At 65.3% G+C, this 14,828-nt stretch carries 16 protein-coding genes, 3 pseudogenes and 1 riboswitch; of the genes and pseudogenes, 9 read left to right on the top strand and 10 right to left on the bottom strand.

Translation table 11 applies throughout. The annotated features are described in order from the left end of the window. Positions 1–72 precede the first annotated feature (72 nt). From DSD19_RS07240 to DSD19_RS07205, 8 genes are all read right to left on the bottom strand, one after another. Positions 73–486 (bottom strand): HMA2 domain-containing protein, encoded by a 414-nt coding sequence (locus DSD19_RS07240; RefSeq protein WP_113669095.1) that lies wholly within the window; start codon positions 484–486, stop codon positions 73–75. A gap of 124 nt (positions 487–610) precedes the next feature. Next, positions 611–2,752 carry a heavy metal translocating P-type ATPase gene (locus DSD19_RS07235; RefSeq protein WP_113669094.1) on the bottom strand — a complete coding sequence of 714 codons (2,142 nt, stop codon included), beginning with the start codon at positions 2,750–2,752 and terminating at the stop codon, positions 611–613. Positions 2,753–2,763: 11 nt separating this feature from the next. After that, a complete protein-coding gene (locus tag DSD19_RS07230; protein ID WP_075787721.1) occupies positions 2,764–2,994 on the bottom strand; it encodes a hypothetical protein in 231 nt (76 codons plus the stop codon). A 54-nt stretch (positions 2,995–3,048) separates the two neighbouring features. Then, a complete protein-coding gene (locus DSD19_RS07225; protein WP_113669093.1) occupies positions 3,049–3,408 on the bottom strand; it encodes a hypothetical protein in 360 nt (119 codons plus the stop codon). Continuing rightward, on the bottom strand, positions 3,405–3,839 hold the full coding sequence (locus DSD19_RS07220; RefSeq protein WP_113669092.1) for a hypothetical protein: 435 nt from the start codon (positions 3,837–3,839) through the stop codon (positions 3,405–3,407). Before DSD19_RS07220 ends, DSD19_RS07225 begins: the two co-directional genes overlap by 4 nt. A 266-nt stretch (positions 3,840–4,105) precedes the next feature. Continuing rightward, the gene (locus tag DSD19_RS07215) at positions 4,106–4,375 is read right to left on the bottom strand and encodes a hypothetical protein (protein WP_371412546.1); all 270 of its coding nucleotides are present in this window, start codon (positions 4,373–4,375) and stop codon (positions 4,106–4,108) included. 113 nt (positions 4,376–4,488) lie between these two features. Next, on the bottom strand, positions 4,489–5,400 hold the full coding sequence (locus DSD19_RS07210) for a nickel/cobalt transporter (RefSeq protein WP_113669091.1): 912 nt from the start codon (positions 5,398–5,400) through the stop codon (positions 4,489–4,491). Beyond that, positions 5,391–6,029 (bottom strand): DUF1007 family protein, encoded by a 639-nt coding sequence (locus DSD19_RS07205; protein WP_113669090.1) that lies wholly within the window; start codon positions 6,027–6,029, stop codon positions 5,391–5,393. The genes DSD19_RS07210 and DSD19_RS07205 overlap by 10 nt, the downstream gene beginning before the upstream one ends. 290 nt (positions 6,030–6,319) lie before the next feature. Between DSD19_RS07205 and nikA the strand changes: the two genes are divergently transcribed. The 9 genes and pseudogenes from nikA to DSD19_RS07160 all read left to right on the top strand — a co-directional run. Further along, complete coding sequence (gene nikA / locus DSD19_RS07200; RefSeq protein ID WP_113669089.1) at positions 6,320–7,882, top strand: nickel ABC transporter substrate-binding protein; 1,563 nt, start codon at positions 6,320–6,322, stop codon at positions 7,880–7,882. Between the two features lie 6 nt (positions 7,883–7,888). Beyond that, the gene (nikB, locus tag DSD19_RS07195) at positions 7,889–8,833 is read left to right on the top strand and encodes a nickel ABC transporter permease subunit NikB (RefSeq protein ID WP_113669088.1); all 945 of its coding nucleotides are present in this window, start codon (positions 7,889–7,891) and stop codon (positions 8,831–8,833) included. Then, positions 8,830–9,699, top strand: coding sequence for a nickel ABC transporter permease subunit NikC (gene nikC / locus DSD19_RS07190; protein WP_243627793.1), 870 nt, complete (start codon positions 8,830–8,832; stop codon positions 9,697–9,699). Before nikB ends, nikC begins: the two co-directional genes overlap by 4 nt. Continuing rightward, on the top strand, positions 9,699–10,487 hold the full coding sequence (locus tag DSD19_RS07185) for an ATP-binding cassette domain-containing protein (RefSeq protein ID WP_113669087.1): 789 nt from the start codon (positions 9,699–9,701) through the stop codon (positions 10,485–10,487). The genes nikC and DSD19_RS07185 overlap by 1 nt, the downstream gene beginning before the upstream one ends. After that, entirely contained in the window at positions 10,484–11,317 is an 834-nt protein-coding gene (gene nikE / locus DSD19_RS07180; RefSeq protein ID WP_113669086.1) for a nickel import ATP-binding protein NikE, read from the top strand. The genes DSD19_RS07185 and nikE overlap by 4 nt, the downstream gene beginning before the upstream one ends. A 204-nt stretch (positions 11,318–11,521) precedes the next feature. Beyond that, a riboswitch (cobalamin riboswitch) is annotated at positions 11,522–11,739 on the top strand. Between the two features lie 133 nt (positions 11,740–11,872). Continuing rightward, the gene (locus DSD19_RS07175) at positions 11,873–13,009 is read left to right on the top strand and encodes a 5-methyltetrahydropteroyltriglutamate--homocysteine S-methyltransferase (RefSeq protein WP_113669085.1); all 1,137 of its coding nucleotides are present in this window, start codon (positions 11,873–11,875) and stop codon (positions 13,007–13,009) included. A gap of 226 nt (positions 13,010–13,235) precedes the next feature. Further along, positions 13,236–13,349 (top strand): annotated as a pseudogene (locus DSD19_RS22265) (transposase); the annotation flags it as partial. A 51-nt stretch (positions 13,350–13,400) separates the two neighbouring features. Next, positions 13,401–13,535, top strand: a pseudogene (locus DSD19_RS22260) (IS3 family transposase); the annotation flags it as partial. A gap of 454 nt (positions 13,536–13,989) precedes the next feature. Next, a pseudogene (locus DSD19_RS07160) lies at positions 13,990–14,142 on the top strand (2-oxo acid dehydrogenase subunit E2); the annotation flags it as partial. 28 nt (positions 14,143–14,170) lie between these two features. On the opposite strand, the gene DSD19_RS07155 reads toward DSD19_RS07160, so the two are convergent. Both DSD19_RS07155 and DSD19_RS07150 read right to left on the bottom strand, forming a co-directional pair. Further along, positions 14,171–14,464, bottom strand: a complete 294-nt coding sequence (locus DSD19_RS07155; protein ID WP_075787730.1) for a CcdB family protein — start codon at positions 14,462–14,464, stop codon at positions 14,171–14,173. A 12-nt stretch (positions 14,465–14,476) separates the two neighbouring features. After that, on the bottom strand, positions 14,477–14,698 hold the full coding sequence (locus DSD19_RS07150) for a type II toxin-antitoxin system CcdA family antitoxin (RefSeq protein ID WP_075787731.1): 222 nt from the start codon (positions 14,696–14,698) through the stop codon (positions 14,477–14,479). Positions 14,699–14,828 lie beyond the last annotated feature (130 nt).

Genomic DNA, 14,828 nt, shown 5'->3' with positions numbered 1-14,828 from the left:
CCGCTGAGAGCTTCCTCGGCTTCATTGACATCACGTCGATCCGTCTCTGGGTCCGCCATTTGTCAACATGACCTAGCGCAAGCCGACGACAAGACCGGCCAGGCTCTGTTCCACGGCACGTTTGATCAGCGTGTTGACCACTGCTTTCGCCGCGGCGTCGCGCAAAGCGATACCGACCTTTGCAGGGGGCCTGACCGACGTCAGGCGATCCGTAGCTCCGCGCTCTTGCGGCACCGGACCCCTCTGCCGATTGTCCGCAGATTTGGGGCAATGGTCGCAGATGTGCCCCATGATCCGCTCTATCTCGCTCGTCCTGGGACAATAGTGCACGATGATCGAGGCAGCATATCGGTTGATCTCGACCGACGACACGCCCTCCAGCGAGCCGACATTCGCCTCGATCATCCGGGCGAGCTCCGGGTCGCGCCGCAGCGCCTCGATCTTGAAGCGGGCTCGTCCGGGGATGTGATGGACGCAGGATACCATTGGGTGCGAGTCCGAAAAGTTGCGCCTGTCCGAAGCCTCGGCTAACAGAGTAAAATAGTCAAGTTTGTTCTTGCTGCCTGGCTTGCGCCCCGGCCGGCCTGCGCCCCCCCGGGGCTGAAAACGCCTAGGTCCTGTGCACCGCCGGGGGGTTGAGGCCGGACCGGTAGATCGCCGACACCAGAAGCGCGACGGTGGAACCGTTATGCATCATCGCCGCAACGACCGGCGCAAGAAGACCGGCCGAAGCCGCCACGAACAGCGCGGAATTGATGCCCAAAGCCGCGGCGTTGTTGCTGCTGATGATACGCATCGCCTGGTCGCAGGCCTCACGGGCGTCGGCAACCGCGCCGATCCGGTCGTCCATGAGAGTGACATCGGCCGCGGCCCTGGCGATATCGGCGCCTTGCGACATGCTGATCCCGACATCCGCGGCAGCCAGGGCAGGGGCATCGTTCGCGCCGTCTCCGATGAAGGCCACCTTGCGCCCCGCCGCCTGCAGGTCCCGCAGGATGCGCAGCTTGTCCTCGGGGCGCAGTTCGGCGTGGATTTCGTCGAACCCGAGTTCCCGGCCGAACGCCTCGGCGCGCACGCTTCGGTCCCCGGACAGCATGACCATTGACCGGACCCCTGCCCCGCGCAAGCGGCGGACCGTCTCATGCGCATCCGGCCGCAATTCGTCCCGCAATCCGATCAGACCCACGGGTTTCCCGGCGACGGCGATGTAAAGCAGCATCTTGCCCTCGGCGACCATCCGTTCGACCGTCGCGGAATGCCCATCGAAATCGACGCCTTCGACCCCCTCCAGGAAATGCCGACTGCCGATCAGCACGTCGTTGCCCTCGACGGACGCGCGCAACCCGTAACCCACGTCGAAGATGACATCGCCATGGGGCAGATGCCGCCAGCCCTGCAGGTTTGCCGCATCGACCACAGCCCGGGCAATCGGATGCTGGGAATGCTCTTCGAGCGAGCCGGCAAGGGCAAGCAGACGCAGCTGCGGCCAGTCCTCGGGCGCAAGGGACTGCACTTCGGTGACCGACAGGGTTCCCCGGGTCAGCGTGCCGGTCTTGTCGAATACGAAGGTATCCGCTTCGGCCAGCTTCTCGATGCTGGGCCCGCCCTTGATCAGGATGCCGCGGGCCACGGTTTCCGACATGGTGGCACGTACAGCCACCGGCGCGCTCAGCTTGATCGGGCAGGCATAGTCCACGAGAAAGACAGAACTCAGCCGGCGCAGGTCGCGCGTGGCCAGCAAGGCCGCCGCCCCAAGACCCAGGGTCATGTAGACCTGCCGGTCCGCATGTTTTTCGGCAAGCCGCTCGGTGTCGGATCGCTGTTCCAGCGACTCGCGGATCAGTTGGGCGATCTGTGCCGTGGTGGTCTCGTCACCGACTTTCCGCGCCTCGATCCGCACATTGCCGCTTTCGATCAGGCTGCCCGCAATGATGCTGTCGCCAGGCTCTCTGGAAACAGGCACGCTTTCGCCGGTGATCGAGGCCTGGTTGACCAGGGCCGAACCGCCCCGCACGATGCCGTCGACGGGCACCATCTCGCCCGCATTGACCACCACCAGATCGCCCTGCCGAACGCGGGCAAAGGGAACTTCGACAGCCCCGCCCTCGCTTTCGATCCAGGCGGTTTCGGGATTCGGGACCAGAAGATCGAGCAGCAGAGAGCTTGAATGACGGATCGTCGTCTCTTCAAGATATTCACCCAGCCCCATCATCAGATCGGTCGTGACCGCGGTGCGAAACTGGCCGCGAAGAGCGCCAAGCGAAACCGCCAGCGCATCGAGAAGTTCGACCGTAACGCCCTCGGTCAGCAACGAGCGGAGCCCGCGCAGGACCCGCGGCGAAATCGCCGCCAGGACGATCGCGCGCGCCAGAGACCGGGGCAACAGACGATATCCGGCAATCAGCGCAATCCGCCCGGCGGTCGGCAGAAAGGACGGCTCGGCGGCCTCATCCGGATGACGAAACCGCAACTGCTCGCGGCGCAGCCCGGAAAGCCGCGACAGGATACGCGCCCGGGTCGCGACGGTCCCGTCATGGGTGATCGCGACAGAGATCGCGTCGGCATTGATCCGCACCGTCCGAACGCCGGGGATCGTGCGAAACTGCGCCGCCAGATGGTTGGTGTCGAGCGAGGCCAGCCCCAGCACGGCAATCCGCGCCCGCAGGCGCCCGGGGATTTCATGCACGATCCTGACACCGGCGTCCGAAAGCGTCAGTGTCAGGTCGGCGGCTGCGGACTGGTCGAAGCTCATCCTGATGCGGATCAGTCGGCGCGGGCGTTCTTGATCTCGGACTCGGCGTCGCGGAAGCGTTCCTTCGTTTCCTCGACGCCGCCCTTAAGGGACAGCCATAGATGCGCAAGCCCGTTGATGGCCGCACGCTGGACGGCCTCGTTCGTCGCGACGTAAGTGACAAGGCCACCAACAACGGCACCGGTCAGGAACCGGCCGTTGCCCAGGGCATTCTTGTTGAGAAACCGGTTGGGAGGTGTCATCTGTCTACTCCTTCTGGTGGGTCCGGACATGCCTCGATGGCGCGCCGGATCGGGTCAGGCGTCGGCCTCGACGGTTTTGGGGCCGCTGGCGCCCGCGCTCTCCTTCTTGGCTGCGTTGGCGGCGTAAAGCACACCCGCCGCCAGCACGGCGAGTCCAAGAATGGGCACGCTTCGAGCCACATGCGAAACGACATGGGCCACGGCGCCGGCCCCTGCCCCGATCGCAGCGCTGTTGGCTGTGGCGCGAAGCGCCTCCCGGCCGGTCGTCTCCTTGTTCCGGACCCGGACCAGTTCGTACATTCCGGTCCAGGTTCCGGCGATTGCCGCACCGGTCAGACCCGCCTGCAATGCCTGGCTGGCATTCGGAAGAAGGCTTTGATTCCGTGCGGCGGTCGTGGTGTCCGGCTGGGTCATTGATCCGGTTCCTTGGCTTTGTTCGAGGGCGGTTCGCTGGACGCCGCCGCCGCGAATGTCCCGAGAAGCGCTTTCAGCGCCGGCAGGTTGGACAGCGCCAGAACGGCGCCCGCCCCGATCAGCGCGCCCTTCCAGAAATCCCGGTCGTTGAGCGCAAGCAGCTTTCCCAGCGCGGCGGGATTCACGTCCCCGCGCGAGAGGTGTTCGAACGCCTCGATATAATCCGCGGTGTCGGCCCCGCCCGACCGCTGCTGGGGTCCGGGTCCGACCGGCGCCTCCGGCCCGAAATAATACCAGCCGCAGGGCGGACGACCGGCCCAGGCCCCTCCTTGTCCGTAGGGCGCGCCGGGCTGCTGGCCCGGTCCCCAGAATTGCCAGGAGTTTGCCGCCATCTTGTCGGCAGACTCGTTCGTGTCCGTTTTGTCGTTCATCTTCAGGTCCCATCACGGCCGGTGCCCGGCCCCAGCATAGTCAAGATCTTCAGCGAGCTTGCCGCCTTGTGACCCCGCCGGAAATGACCTTGGTCAAGACCGGCCAGAACGTCACGCCCGGCAGAAGCCGTCCGGGCCGAGGGCAAGCATGAAGGGGGCGGTCTTGTCGTCCCGTCCTCTTTCGCTGTTTGGGTGCTGGCTGGGACCGTTGCGGGACTTGCGCCTGGCGCGACAAGCGCCCGACGGGCCTGGCTGGCATTCCGGGATCAGGCGACTTCGGTCTCGAAATGGCCGCACCGATCCTTGGATTTCACCACCGGCCACAGGCCGCGGGACGCCGCTTCGGGCTGCGACACCGGCGGGTTGAAGCGGCACGGGCCGACTTTCTCCAGCATGTTTTCGGCGTTGGCGCCATGATCTTCGAAGACGGCACACATGCTGCAGGCTTGCGTGGACACGGGCAATCCTCCGGTGTCATTCGGGCCGCCGACCGGCTTCGGCGGCATGATGAAATCATCGGCCCGCACCGACATCATGTCAAATGTTTTCGTTTATAAACATATATTTGACACTCACTTTCGGGATTGAGAACCCGACTGATCCGCTCGGATTCCCGGACCTGTCAGTCCGACGGCATCGCTTGGGCCGCTCAGAACCGTGGCCCAAGCGTCAGAAGAACGATGACAAGACCGGCCGCCAGCTGCAGGCCGGGCAGTACCGTCCCGGCCCCGGCGGCGCGCAGGGTCATGCGCCGCATGAAGACGCCGCCGCCGATCGCGAGACAATTGAACGTCGCCGTCCCCAGCCCCATGGCCAGGACCGCAACGCCTCCCGCGACCGGGATGCCGAACCGGAAGGCCACTGCCAGAAGGAACAGCGCCCCCGTGCAGGGCCGGATTGCGATGCTCAGGATCAGGCCCGCAACCTCCCGCGGCGATCGCAGCGCCGCCATCTGGGCGGCCGTCGGGCCATGGGCATGGCCACACCCGCAGTCTGCGTGATCGTGAAGGGGAGGCCCGGGCATTGCGTGCGGGCCGGGGGATCGTTCGGGCGGGATCGGGGTCCGCAGACGCCAAAGTGCCCGCGCCCCGCGAACCGCGACCAACGCTCCGATGGCAGCGATAGCCCACCGGCTGAGGTTTGCAAGCGGCCCCTCGGCCAGCGCAGAGGTCTCGGCGCTGGTCAGGGCCCAAATCCCCGCTCCGGCCGAGACAAGCAGGATCGCCATAGCCGATTGGGCCAGGCTGGCCGCAAGCCCCACCGCCAGCATCCGGCCAATCGGGATCCCTCCGGCCAGCGCGGCGCTGCCCAGAAGCAGCTTGCCATGTCCCGGCCCTACGGCATGCAGAAAGCCGTAGGCACCGCTCAGCAGGCACAAGCCTGCAAGAGCCATCGGGTTGCCCGCCTTGATGGCCCGCAACGCCGCCGCCATCATCTCTTGCACCGCGCGCTGTTGCTCCGCCGCCCAGAGAAACGCGGCCGCGGCCTGCGGGCCGGTCGCGGCGACCGCAATCGCAACGACCAAAGCCAACGCGGCCAGCACGGTCAGGATCAGTCGCATGTCAGGCGCAGCGCGTCTGCGAAACGCGCCCCGATATTGGGATCATCCGGAATTTCCTCAATCGACAGGGCCGCAAGCTGCTTTTGCAGGCGTTCGTCGGCTTCGTCGGGGCGAAACGGTCTCAGACCGGTCTGGCAACCAGGCGGGATCGGCGACGGCAAAAGCACGGTCTGCAGTGTATAGGCATAATAATAGGCGGGATCGAACAGCTTCAGGCTGGTCTCGGTGCCGGTCACGACAAGCGGACTGGCAAGCGGCAGATCGAAGCTGACTTCCACGCGGTCGCCCACCATCCGCGCGCGGCCATGTTGCGGCCGTCCAAGCGCAACCGGCGTGCCGCCCTGCCAGAGGTAGGTGTCTCCGGGATACTCCGGCGGCCAGTCGGTCTCGCCCTCGGCGATCCGGCTCAGATCGCCCGCATCGAGCACACCGTCGCCATCCCGGTCCAGATCGAGCTGGTCGTATAGCACCAGCGTCGAAAAGGCATCGTACAGCCAGACGATCCGCAGCCCGGTCAGACGCGCAGATGCGTCGACATAGAACCCGGCAGAGGCCGCGATGAAGACATGCGGATGCGCTGTGGCGGTCGTCGGCAAAAGCAGGCAGAGGGCGAAAAGAACACGCTTCATTCCGTTTTGCTAGCCTGGCGCGACGGGCCGCTCAATTCACGTCGTCGCGCAAAAGGGACCGAAGCGCCCATGGCCGAGACGGCGCGGCGCGGCCGGAAAGGGCTGCTGCATCATGCCTGTGCCGAGTCGATCCGCGTCAGCCAGGCCGAAACAACCTTTGCCCTTCCATGGCATCGTATGATTTATGTACCGAAATATCATACTAATCGGCCGCACGGGAACCCTTGACGGGAACACTTGCGGGCCAAAGCTGCCCTAGATACGTTATAGCATACCTCTTTGGACATGTCATGAAACCGATCGCCGTAGCGCTGGCACTTGCTGCCGGTCTTGGTCTTGCCCCTGCCCTTCACGCGGAAACTCTCGATTTCTCCTGGCCGCTGAATGTCGGCCCGCTCAACCCGCATCTCTATTCGCCAAGCCAGATGTTTGCGCAGGCAATGGTCTATGAGGGGCTGGTGAAATACAGGCCCGACGGCACCGTGGCCCCTGCCCTGGCAACGCACTGGACCGTGTCGCCGGATGGCAAGACCGTCACCTTCACATTGCGCGACGGGGTCAGCTTTTCCGATGGCGAACCGTTCGACGCCGCAGCGGTCGAGATGAACTTCGCGGCGGTCATGGGCAATGGCGCGCGGCACAAATGGCTTGGGCTGATGGGCGCGCTGGCTTCGGTGCGGGCAACCGGCCCGATGACGGTCGAGATCACCACCAAAGAGCCCTATTATCCGCTGCTGCAGGAACTGTCCCTGATCCGCCCGGTGCGGTTCCTCGCCCCGGACGCCTTTCCCGACAGCGGTCAAAGCGCCGACGGCATAAAGGCCCCGATCGGCACCGGCCCCTGGGTGCTGAGCGAAAGCGTGCTGGGCGAATACGACGTCTTCATCCGCAACGAGTCCTACTGGGGGCCCAAACCGGCTTTCGACAAGATCATGGTCAAGGTGATCGCCGATCCGAACACCCGGGCTATCGCGCTTGAGACCGGAGAGATCGACATGATCTACGGCCTCGAGGGGCAGATCACCCCCGACACCTTCCAGCGCCTCAAGGATGCGGGCTATGAAAGCGGCACCTCGAAACCGCTCGAGACGCTGGCGCTGGCGCTGAATACCGGCAAGGGGCCAACCGCCGATCTGGCCGTGCGCAAGGCGATCAACCATGCGCTTAACAAGGATGCGATGGTCGCCGGCATCTTCTACGGCACACAGGCCCGCGCCGACACGCTTTTCGCGCCGACGGTCCCCTATGCCGATATCGGGCTCGTGCCCTACGGATACGATCCGTCCGCGGCCATGGCCCTGCTGGATGCCGCGGGCTGGACGCTGCCGGATGGCGCGAAACTGCGCATGAAGGAGGGCCGGCCCCTGCAGATCGACCTCGTCTACGAAGCCTCGGATGCCGTGATGAAATCGGTGGCCGAAGTGGCGCAGGCCGATCTCGCTGCGGTGGGCATTGGCGTGACGCTCGCGGCCGCGGAAGAGACCGAGTTCTATGGCCGTCAGCAAAGCGGCAATTTCTCGATGATCTTCAACAGTACCTGGGGCAATCCCTACGATCCGCATGCATTCGTCAGCTCGATGCGGGTGCCCTCGCATGCGGACTATCAGGCCCAGCTCGGCCTGCAGGAAAAACCCGAGATCGACGCAGCCATCGGCGCCGTTCTCGTTTCGACCGACGAGGCCGAGAGGCAGGCAAGCTACGACTACATCCTGCGCACCCTCCACGACGAAGCCGTCTATGCGCCGCTGACCTACGCCACGGCGATCAGAGTGCTGGGCAAGGACGTGACCGGGCTGAGTTTTGGCGCAACCTCGAACGAGATCCCTTTCGAAACGCTCAGACCCGCGCGGTGAACCGTTATGGGGAAATACATCCTCGGACGGCTCTTCTGGCTTGGACCTCTGCTGCTGGCGGTGTCGTTCATCATTTTTGCGGTCATCCGGCTGGCGCCGGGCGATCCAGCCTTTGCCTTCCTTCGGCTCGAGAACATTCCCCCCACGCCTGAAGCGCTGGCGCAGGCGCGGCACGACCTCGGGCTCGATCAACCGCTTCTGGTGCAGTACGGGCACTGGCTTGCGGCGGCTCTGCAAGGCGATTTCGGCACATCCTTCGCCACCAAACGCCCCGTTTTGCAGGATATCGGTCATTTCATGCCCGCGACATTGCAACTGGCGGGCGTGGCGCTGGCCTTCTCGCTGATCGTGTCCGTGCCGCTGGGGCTGTGGTCGGCGCGCTTCAAGGACCGCTGGCCGGATCACCTGGTGCGCGGCATGGCATTTCTCGGCGTTTCGACGCCAAATTTCTGGCTCGGGTTCCTCCTGATCCTGACCTTTGCAGTCTGGCTGAAATGGTTGCCGCCCTTCGGCGCGGGATCTCTCGCGCATATGGTGCTTCCCGTGCTGACGGTGTCCTTCATGTCGCTGTCCATCAACGCGCGGCTCTTGCGGGCCAGCATGCTTGAAAGCGCCAACGCCCACCACGTGGCCTGGGCACGGATGCGCGGCCTGTCCGACCGCCAGGTGGAACGCCGCCACATCCTGCGCAATGCCATACTGCCGATCGTGACCGCGACCGGGATGCATCTGGGCGAACTCATCGGCGGGGCGCTTGTGGTCGAATCGATCTTCGCCTGGCCCGGCGTGGGACGCTATGCCGTCAGTGCCATCGGCAACAAGGATTTCCCCGTCATTCAGTGCTTTACGCTAATGATGGTCGTGGTCTTCGTGCTCTGCAACCTGATCGTCGATATCCTGTCGGCGGCGCTGAATCCGCAACTGAGACTGGGAGAAGGACCCGATCCGTGACCGACGGTCTTCCCGTTCCCTCTCGGCCCCGCCTGCCGCCGATGCGGCTGTCGCATCTGCCGCTGATCTTCGCCCTTGCCCTGGTGGCGGTCCTGCTCTCGGCGGCGCTTTTCGCGCCCTGGCTCGCGCCGCACGACCCGAACCTCATCTCGCTTGCCGACCGGCTGCAGGGACCTTCGGCCCGGCATTGGCTGGGGACCGACCATCTGGGGCGCGACCTGTTCTCCCGGCTGATGCATGGCACGCGGATGTCGCTCGGCTCGGTCCTGATGAGCCTGCTTGGCATTCTGGCCATCGCGGTACCGGTCGGGGCGGCCGCCGGCTATCTCGGCGGCCGGGTGGATCAGGCGCTGATGCGGATCTGCGACGGCATGATGACCTTCCCGACGGTGGTGCTGGCGCTCTTTCTGATCGGAGCCCTCGGCACCGGCCTTGCGAATGTGGTGGTGGCCATCGCCGTGTCGCATTTCCCCTTCTATGCGCGGATCGTGCGCGCGGTGGTGCTGACCCTGCGCAATGCCGATTTCGTCCTGGCGGCACGGCTGTCCGGAGCGGGACGGATCCGGGTCTTTATCGATCACCTGTTACCCGCGATCGCGGCGCAGATCCTCGTGCTGGCCAGTCTCGATGTCGGGCACATGATGCTGCATGTCTCGGGCCTGTCCTTCCTGGGCCTCGGGGTCGAAACGCCCACCGCGGAATGGGGCGTGATGATCGCCGACGGGCGACAGTTCGTGTTTTCGCAGCCAATGCTGATCGTGCTGCCGGGGCTGTGCCTGTTGATGGCGGTGATGGCCTCGAACATCCTCGGCGACGCGCTGCGCGACCGTCTCGACCCCCACCACCAGTTCGGGCATGACCACTGATGCGCAAAGCCGAGACCCTGACGATCGAGGATCTTTCGGTGGCCTGGCAGCACGGGCCAAACAGCCACTGCCTGGTGCGCGCCGTAAGCCTGACGCTTCGGACGGGCGAAGTTCTGGCGCTGGTCGGCGGCTCTGGTTCGGGCAAATCGATGACCTGTGCCGCAACGCTTGGGGTGCTGCCCCAAAGCGTGAGCTGCACCGGCGGGCGGGTGCTGATCGACGGGCAGACGCTCCCGCCGCAGGCGCTTCGCGGGCGGATCGTGGCCTCGGTGCTGCAGAATCCGCGCTCGGCCTTCAACCCGGTCCGCAGCATGGCCGATCACGCGCGCGAGGTCTTGAGGGTGGCCGGAGTCGACCCCTCACAGCATCGGCGCGCCATCCTGGACGCCTTTGCCGAAGTCGGGCTCGACGATCCCGCGCAGGTCGCGACGCTCTATCCGTTCGAGATGAGCGGCGGTATGCTGCAGCGCGCGATGATCGCTCTGGCGCTTCTTTCGGGGGCCCCGTTTCTCTTTGCCGACGAGCCGACCACGGATCTCGATCTGGTGGTGCAGGCCCGAATCCTGGACCTGCTGGACAGCCTTTCGCAACGGCACGGACTTGGGGTGCTGATCGTGACCCACGACATGGGCGTGGTCGCACGGCTGGCCCATCGCGTCGCAGTCATGGACGCCGGAGAAATCGTCGAGACCGCCCCGGTCGACCGGATCTTCATGGCGCCCCGCCATCCTGCCACACGGAACCTGGTTGCGGCCCATCTGAAACTCTACGAGATGGAACCGGCATGACTGCGCTTCTGTCCGCCGAGGGCCTGTGCAAAAGCTACACCCGCCGATCGCTGATCCGCGCCCAGGCGCCGCGCGAGGTGCTCGGCGGCGTTTCCATTGCCGTCGCGCCTGGCGAAAGCCTTGCCGTGCTGGGCCGGTCCGGCTCGGGCAAAAGCACCTTGATGCGGCTGCTTATGGGGCTTGAAAAACCAAGCGCGGGACGCGTGTCGTTCCGGGGCCAGGATCTCCAGCATCTGGATGCGGCAGGCACCCGGAACTTCCGGGCATCGGTACAGATGGTGTTTCAGGACTCGATCGGGGCGGCGAACCCAAGGTTCCGCCTCGGCGATATCGTCGCCGAGCCGCTGCGGCATCTGACAGCGCTGGACAAGCGGGCTCGCACCGCCAGGGTCGCCGAGCTGCTTGCCTCTGTGGGGCTTTGCCCCGAAGACGCTCGCAAACACCCCTCGCAGGTTTCCGGCGGGCAGTTGCAGCGCGTCTGCATTGCCCGCGCGCTGGCGACCGATCCGGCGCTGCTGGTGCTGGACGAGGCCGTCTCGAACCTCGACATCCTTCTGCAAGGACAGATCATCGACCTGATCCGGTCATTGCGGACCCAGCGCGGCATGGCGCTGGTGTTCATCACACATGATCTGCGGCTGGTGCGGCTCCTGTGCGAGCGCGTCGCCGTGATGGATGCGGGGCGCATCCTCGAAACCGGTCCTGTCGACCGGCGCCTTCAGTTGCAGAGCCGTGCCGGCCGAGCGCTGCAGGACGCTATCCTTCCCGCCTTGCCGAAGGCCAAAGGCATGCATGCGGGCGCAGGCCTCGAGGATGTCAACGTCGGCTGAAAAACGGACCAGGTCCGGGGGGCGTTACCCGGCCTGGCCGTTGCGCGACGGCAACCGGTCCCTCGCCCGGCGGCGCTTCGCCTCGCCAAATCGCAGCCCCGACGCCCGGCACCTTGCGTCAAGCCTTCGAACTCTCTCGAAATTTCATAACCTGTATGAGAGAATTGCATTCTGATGCGTCTTGACAGTCCCTGTCCCAAACAGCACCTTCGCGGCTGTTCAGGTGCCGCAGGAAACTGCGGAGAATAGGGAATACGGTGCGGCGCGAGCCTTGTGACAAGGTCGGCCAAATCCGGAACTGCCCCCGCAACTGTAAGCGGATGGCCTGCCCGAGATGCCACTGGCGCGACACCGTGCCGGGAAGGCTGGCGCTGGCGAAGATCCGCATAGTCAGGAGACCTGCCTGAACCGCTCACCTGTTCCGATCGCGGGGTGCGTATCGGGCGCGGCTCTTCCGTCATGGTGACTTCCGTGCGTCCTTTGCTTTTGCAAATGCGGCGTCAATTCACTCCGGGTTGCGGTGCCTGCCGCAAGCCGTCCAAAAGGCATACCCCGATGGCGAAAGACAGCCAGACATCCTGCACATCCCGCCGCGTCACCTATCGCGCCGATCACGTCGGCTCGCTGCTGCGTCCGCTTGCGGTCCGGAAATTGCGCGCCTCCGCGGCGCCGCCCGAGGAGCTTCGCGCAGCCGAAGACGAGGGCATTCGTGGCCTCGTCAAGCTTCAAAAGGACGCCGGCCTCAAGGTCTTCACCGATGGCGAGGCCCGCCGCCAGTTCTGGCACTACGATTTCATGGGCATGCTGACCGGGCTGGACATGAAGCCCTCGAACCGCAGCCTGCCGTTCAAGACCGATCACAAGACCCCGCCCATCGAGGCGCATCTGACCGGGCCGCTGGATTTCCCCGCGGATCATCCGATGCTTCAGCATTACACCTTCGTGCAGGACCTCGTGAAGCCGGGCGAAGGCATCGCGAAAATCTCGATCCCCGGTCCGTCTGCATGTCATTTCCGCATGGTGCCCGAGAACATCGAGCACAAACCCTATCTGGATCAGGAACTGATGTTCCACGACATCGCCGCGACCTACCGGAAGGCGGTCCAGGCGTTCTACGATGCGGGCTGCCGCTATCTGCAGCTTGACGACATCTTCTTTGCCTATCTCGGAGATCCGAAACAACGCGAAGAGCGGCGGGCAATGGGACAGGATCCCGAAGAACTGGTTCTCAAATACGCTTGGATGCTGGAAGAGGCAATCAAGGACCGCCCCGCCGATCTGCTGATCGGCATGCACATGTGCCGCGGCAACTTCCGGTCCTCGCATGTGGCCGAGGGCGGGTATCACTATGCCGCCGATGCGATTTTCAACCAGACATCCGTCGATGTGTACCTGATGGAATACGACACGGAGCGCGCGGGCGGGCTTGAGCCCTTGGCCAAGCTGCCCAAGGGCAACAAGCGCGTGATGCCCGGGTTCATCACCACCAAGACGGGTGAACTGGAAACGCCGGACTGGCTGCGCCGCAAATACGACGAAGCGTCGAAATATGTCGACATCGATCAACTGGGCATCGCGCCGCAATGCGGCTTTGCCTCGACCGAGCATGGCAACACGATCACCGAGGATGACCAGAAACGGAAACTGGAACTGGTGGTCGAGACCGCCCATGCCATTTGGGGCGAAGACTGAGCCATGAACATCTTCCGTTTCGTTCTGGCAGCTGCGGCCTTCGTCGTGGCCTTTCCGGCCATGGCCGACATACTGAAGCTCGCGCATTTCGTGCCGCGCCCCCTCCACTGACCGCCGCCATCGTCTCGCCCCTCACCAAGGGGCGTGGCGGATTCCGGTTGAATAGCCCCGTGTGTCGTTGGCGTCTTCTTCGCTGATTTTGAGGCAAGGAGGCCAGGAGGCCAGGATGGGCAGCAGCAGGTTCAGCGATGCGTTCAAGCGGGACGCGGTCGCGCAGATCACCGAGCGGGGCTGCCCGGTCAGGGACGTGTCCGAGCGTCCCGGGGGCAGCCCGTATTCGCCCTGCGCCTGGAAGAGGACGTTCGCGAAGGCGTCATCGGCAGGGGCAGAGACCCGCCAGGAGGCGCGGCGGGACGTGTTCGACGACATCGGGATGTTCTGCAACCCGAAGCGCAAGCACGCGCGGACCGGAATGCCGTCGCCCCTCAAGTTCGAGCGGCAGCAGAAACTGAGGCATGAGGGCGTCCAGGACACTCGGGGCCATTCAATGGCGCGATGGGCAACAGGTCCACACGTGACCAGGGAACGCGCCGAACCTGTCCCCAGAATCTGGGGAGGAACCTGTGGGTAACCCGCTGCAAACCCCATCTTACCCAATCCTTAACGGCTTGATTAATTTTTGGGCGGCGATCGGAAACTACACGTCCTGCGTGTGGTCCGGCTCGCCAGCCGCCAGGTCATCGGCGCCGAGGCGGTGGCGGAACTGCCTGCCCGCTGCGCGGCGATGATGGAAGAGATCGCGGGCAAGGTGACCGAGGGCGGCACGACCCGGGTCATTCCGCCGGTGCTCTGGCCCGAGGAAAGCACCCGCAATGCCGGGCTGCGCGGCGATCCAGGCGAGATGGACGGCGCCCGTTACGAGGAAGAGACCGGCTTTTCGGTCTTGTCTCCGGGCATGTGCATAGGGCGCGGCCGGCCGGCGCCCCATGGGGCGGGGCGATCCGTTCGTGCTGGCCCCGGGGATAAGCCCGACGCTCTCGGTCGATCACCGCTCGGTCGACGGCGCGCTCGGGGCGCAGCTTCTGGCCGGGATCCGGCAGGGACTCGAAGACCCGATGTCGCTTCTGCTCTGACCGGCCCCCGCCAGTCAGACCCCGCCGGTCAGACCCCGTCGATCAGGATATCGAGCGCGCGCTTCAGCGCGTCGCGCGCCTCGGCCAGCGACCCGACGCGGTCGCGCAGCTCGGCCCCCGGCACGGCGGCCAGTTCCTGCACGCGGACGATATAGGCCGTGCCCGCGACCTCGACCCGCGGCGTCAGGCCCGGAAAGGCGGCATAGCGCCCCTCCTCGCGCAAGGGCGCCACAAGGCGCGAGGCCTCGATCCCGATCAGATCGGTCTGCAAATCGACCACAAGCGGGCCGCCCGCCAGGCGGAAGACATCGAACTGCGCCATCCCCTGCCCCGCTCAGAAGCTGCGGTAGCGCGCCAGCGGCAGCCCGGCCGTACCGACCTCGTCGGCATAGGCCTCGATGGCGGCGCGGTTCTCCTCGCGCCAGTGCCGGTTGCGCTCGGCGCGCGCCGCGGCGGCGATGGCCTCTTCGGCCAGCCGCGACATGTTCAGCCCCAGCGCCCGCGCCTCTTCGGACACGGCCGCGTCGATGGTCAGGTTCACCTTGACGCGCCCCATCTATCCTCTCGCCTCATACGTATGTCCCGCAAGCATCCTACAGGCGTCCGCGGCGTCAGGCAAGATCCGGGCAAGATCGGGGCATGCGCCGCCCCACCCCCGAAAACCTTCCCCGCGGGGAAGGTCCCTG

This window comes from Rhodovulum sp. BSW8 (assembly GCF_003314725.1).
GTDB classification, from domain to species: Bacteria; Pseudomonadota; Alphaproteobacteria; order Rhodobacterales; family Rhodobacteraceae; genus Rhodovulum; species Rhodovulum visakhapatnamense.
The sequence above is the reverse complement of the archived record's forward strand: the minus strand, read 5'-3'. Positions and strand labels throughout refer to the sequence as shown.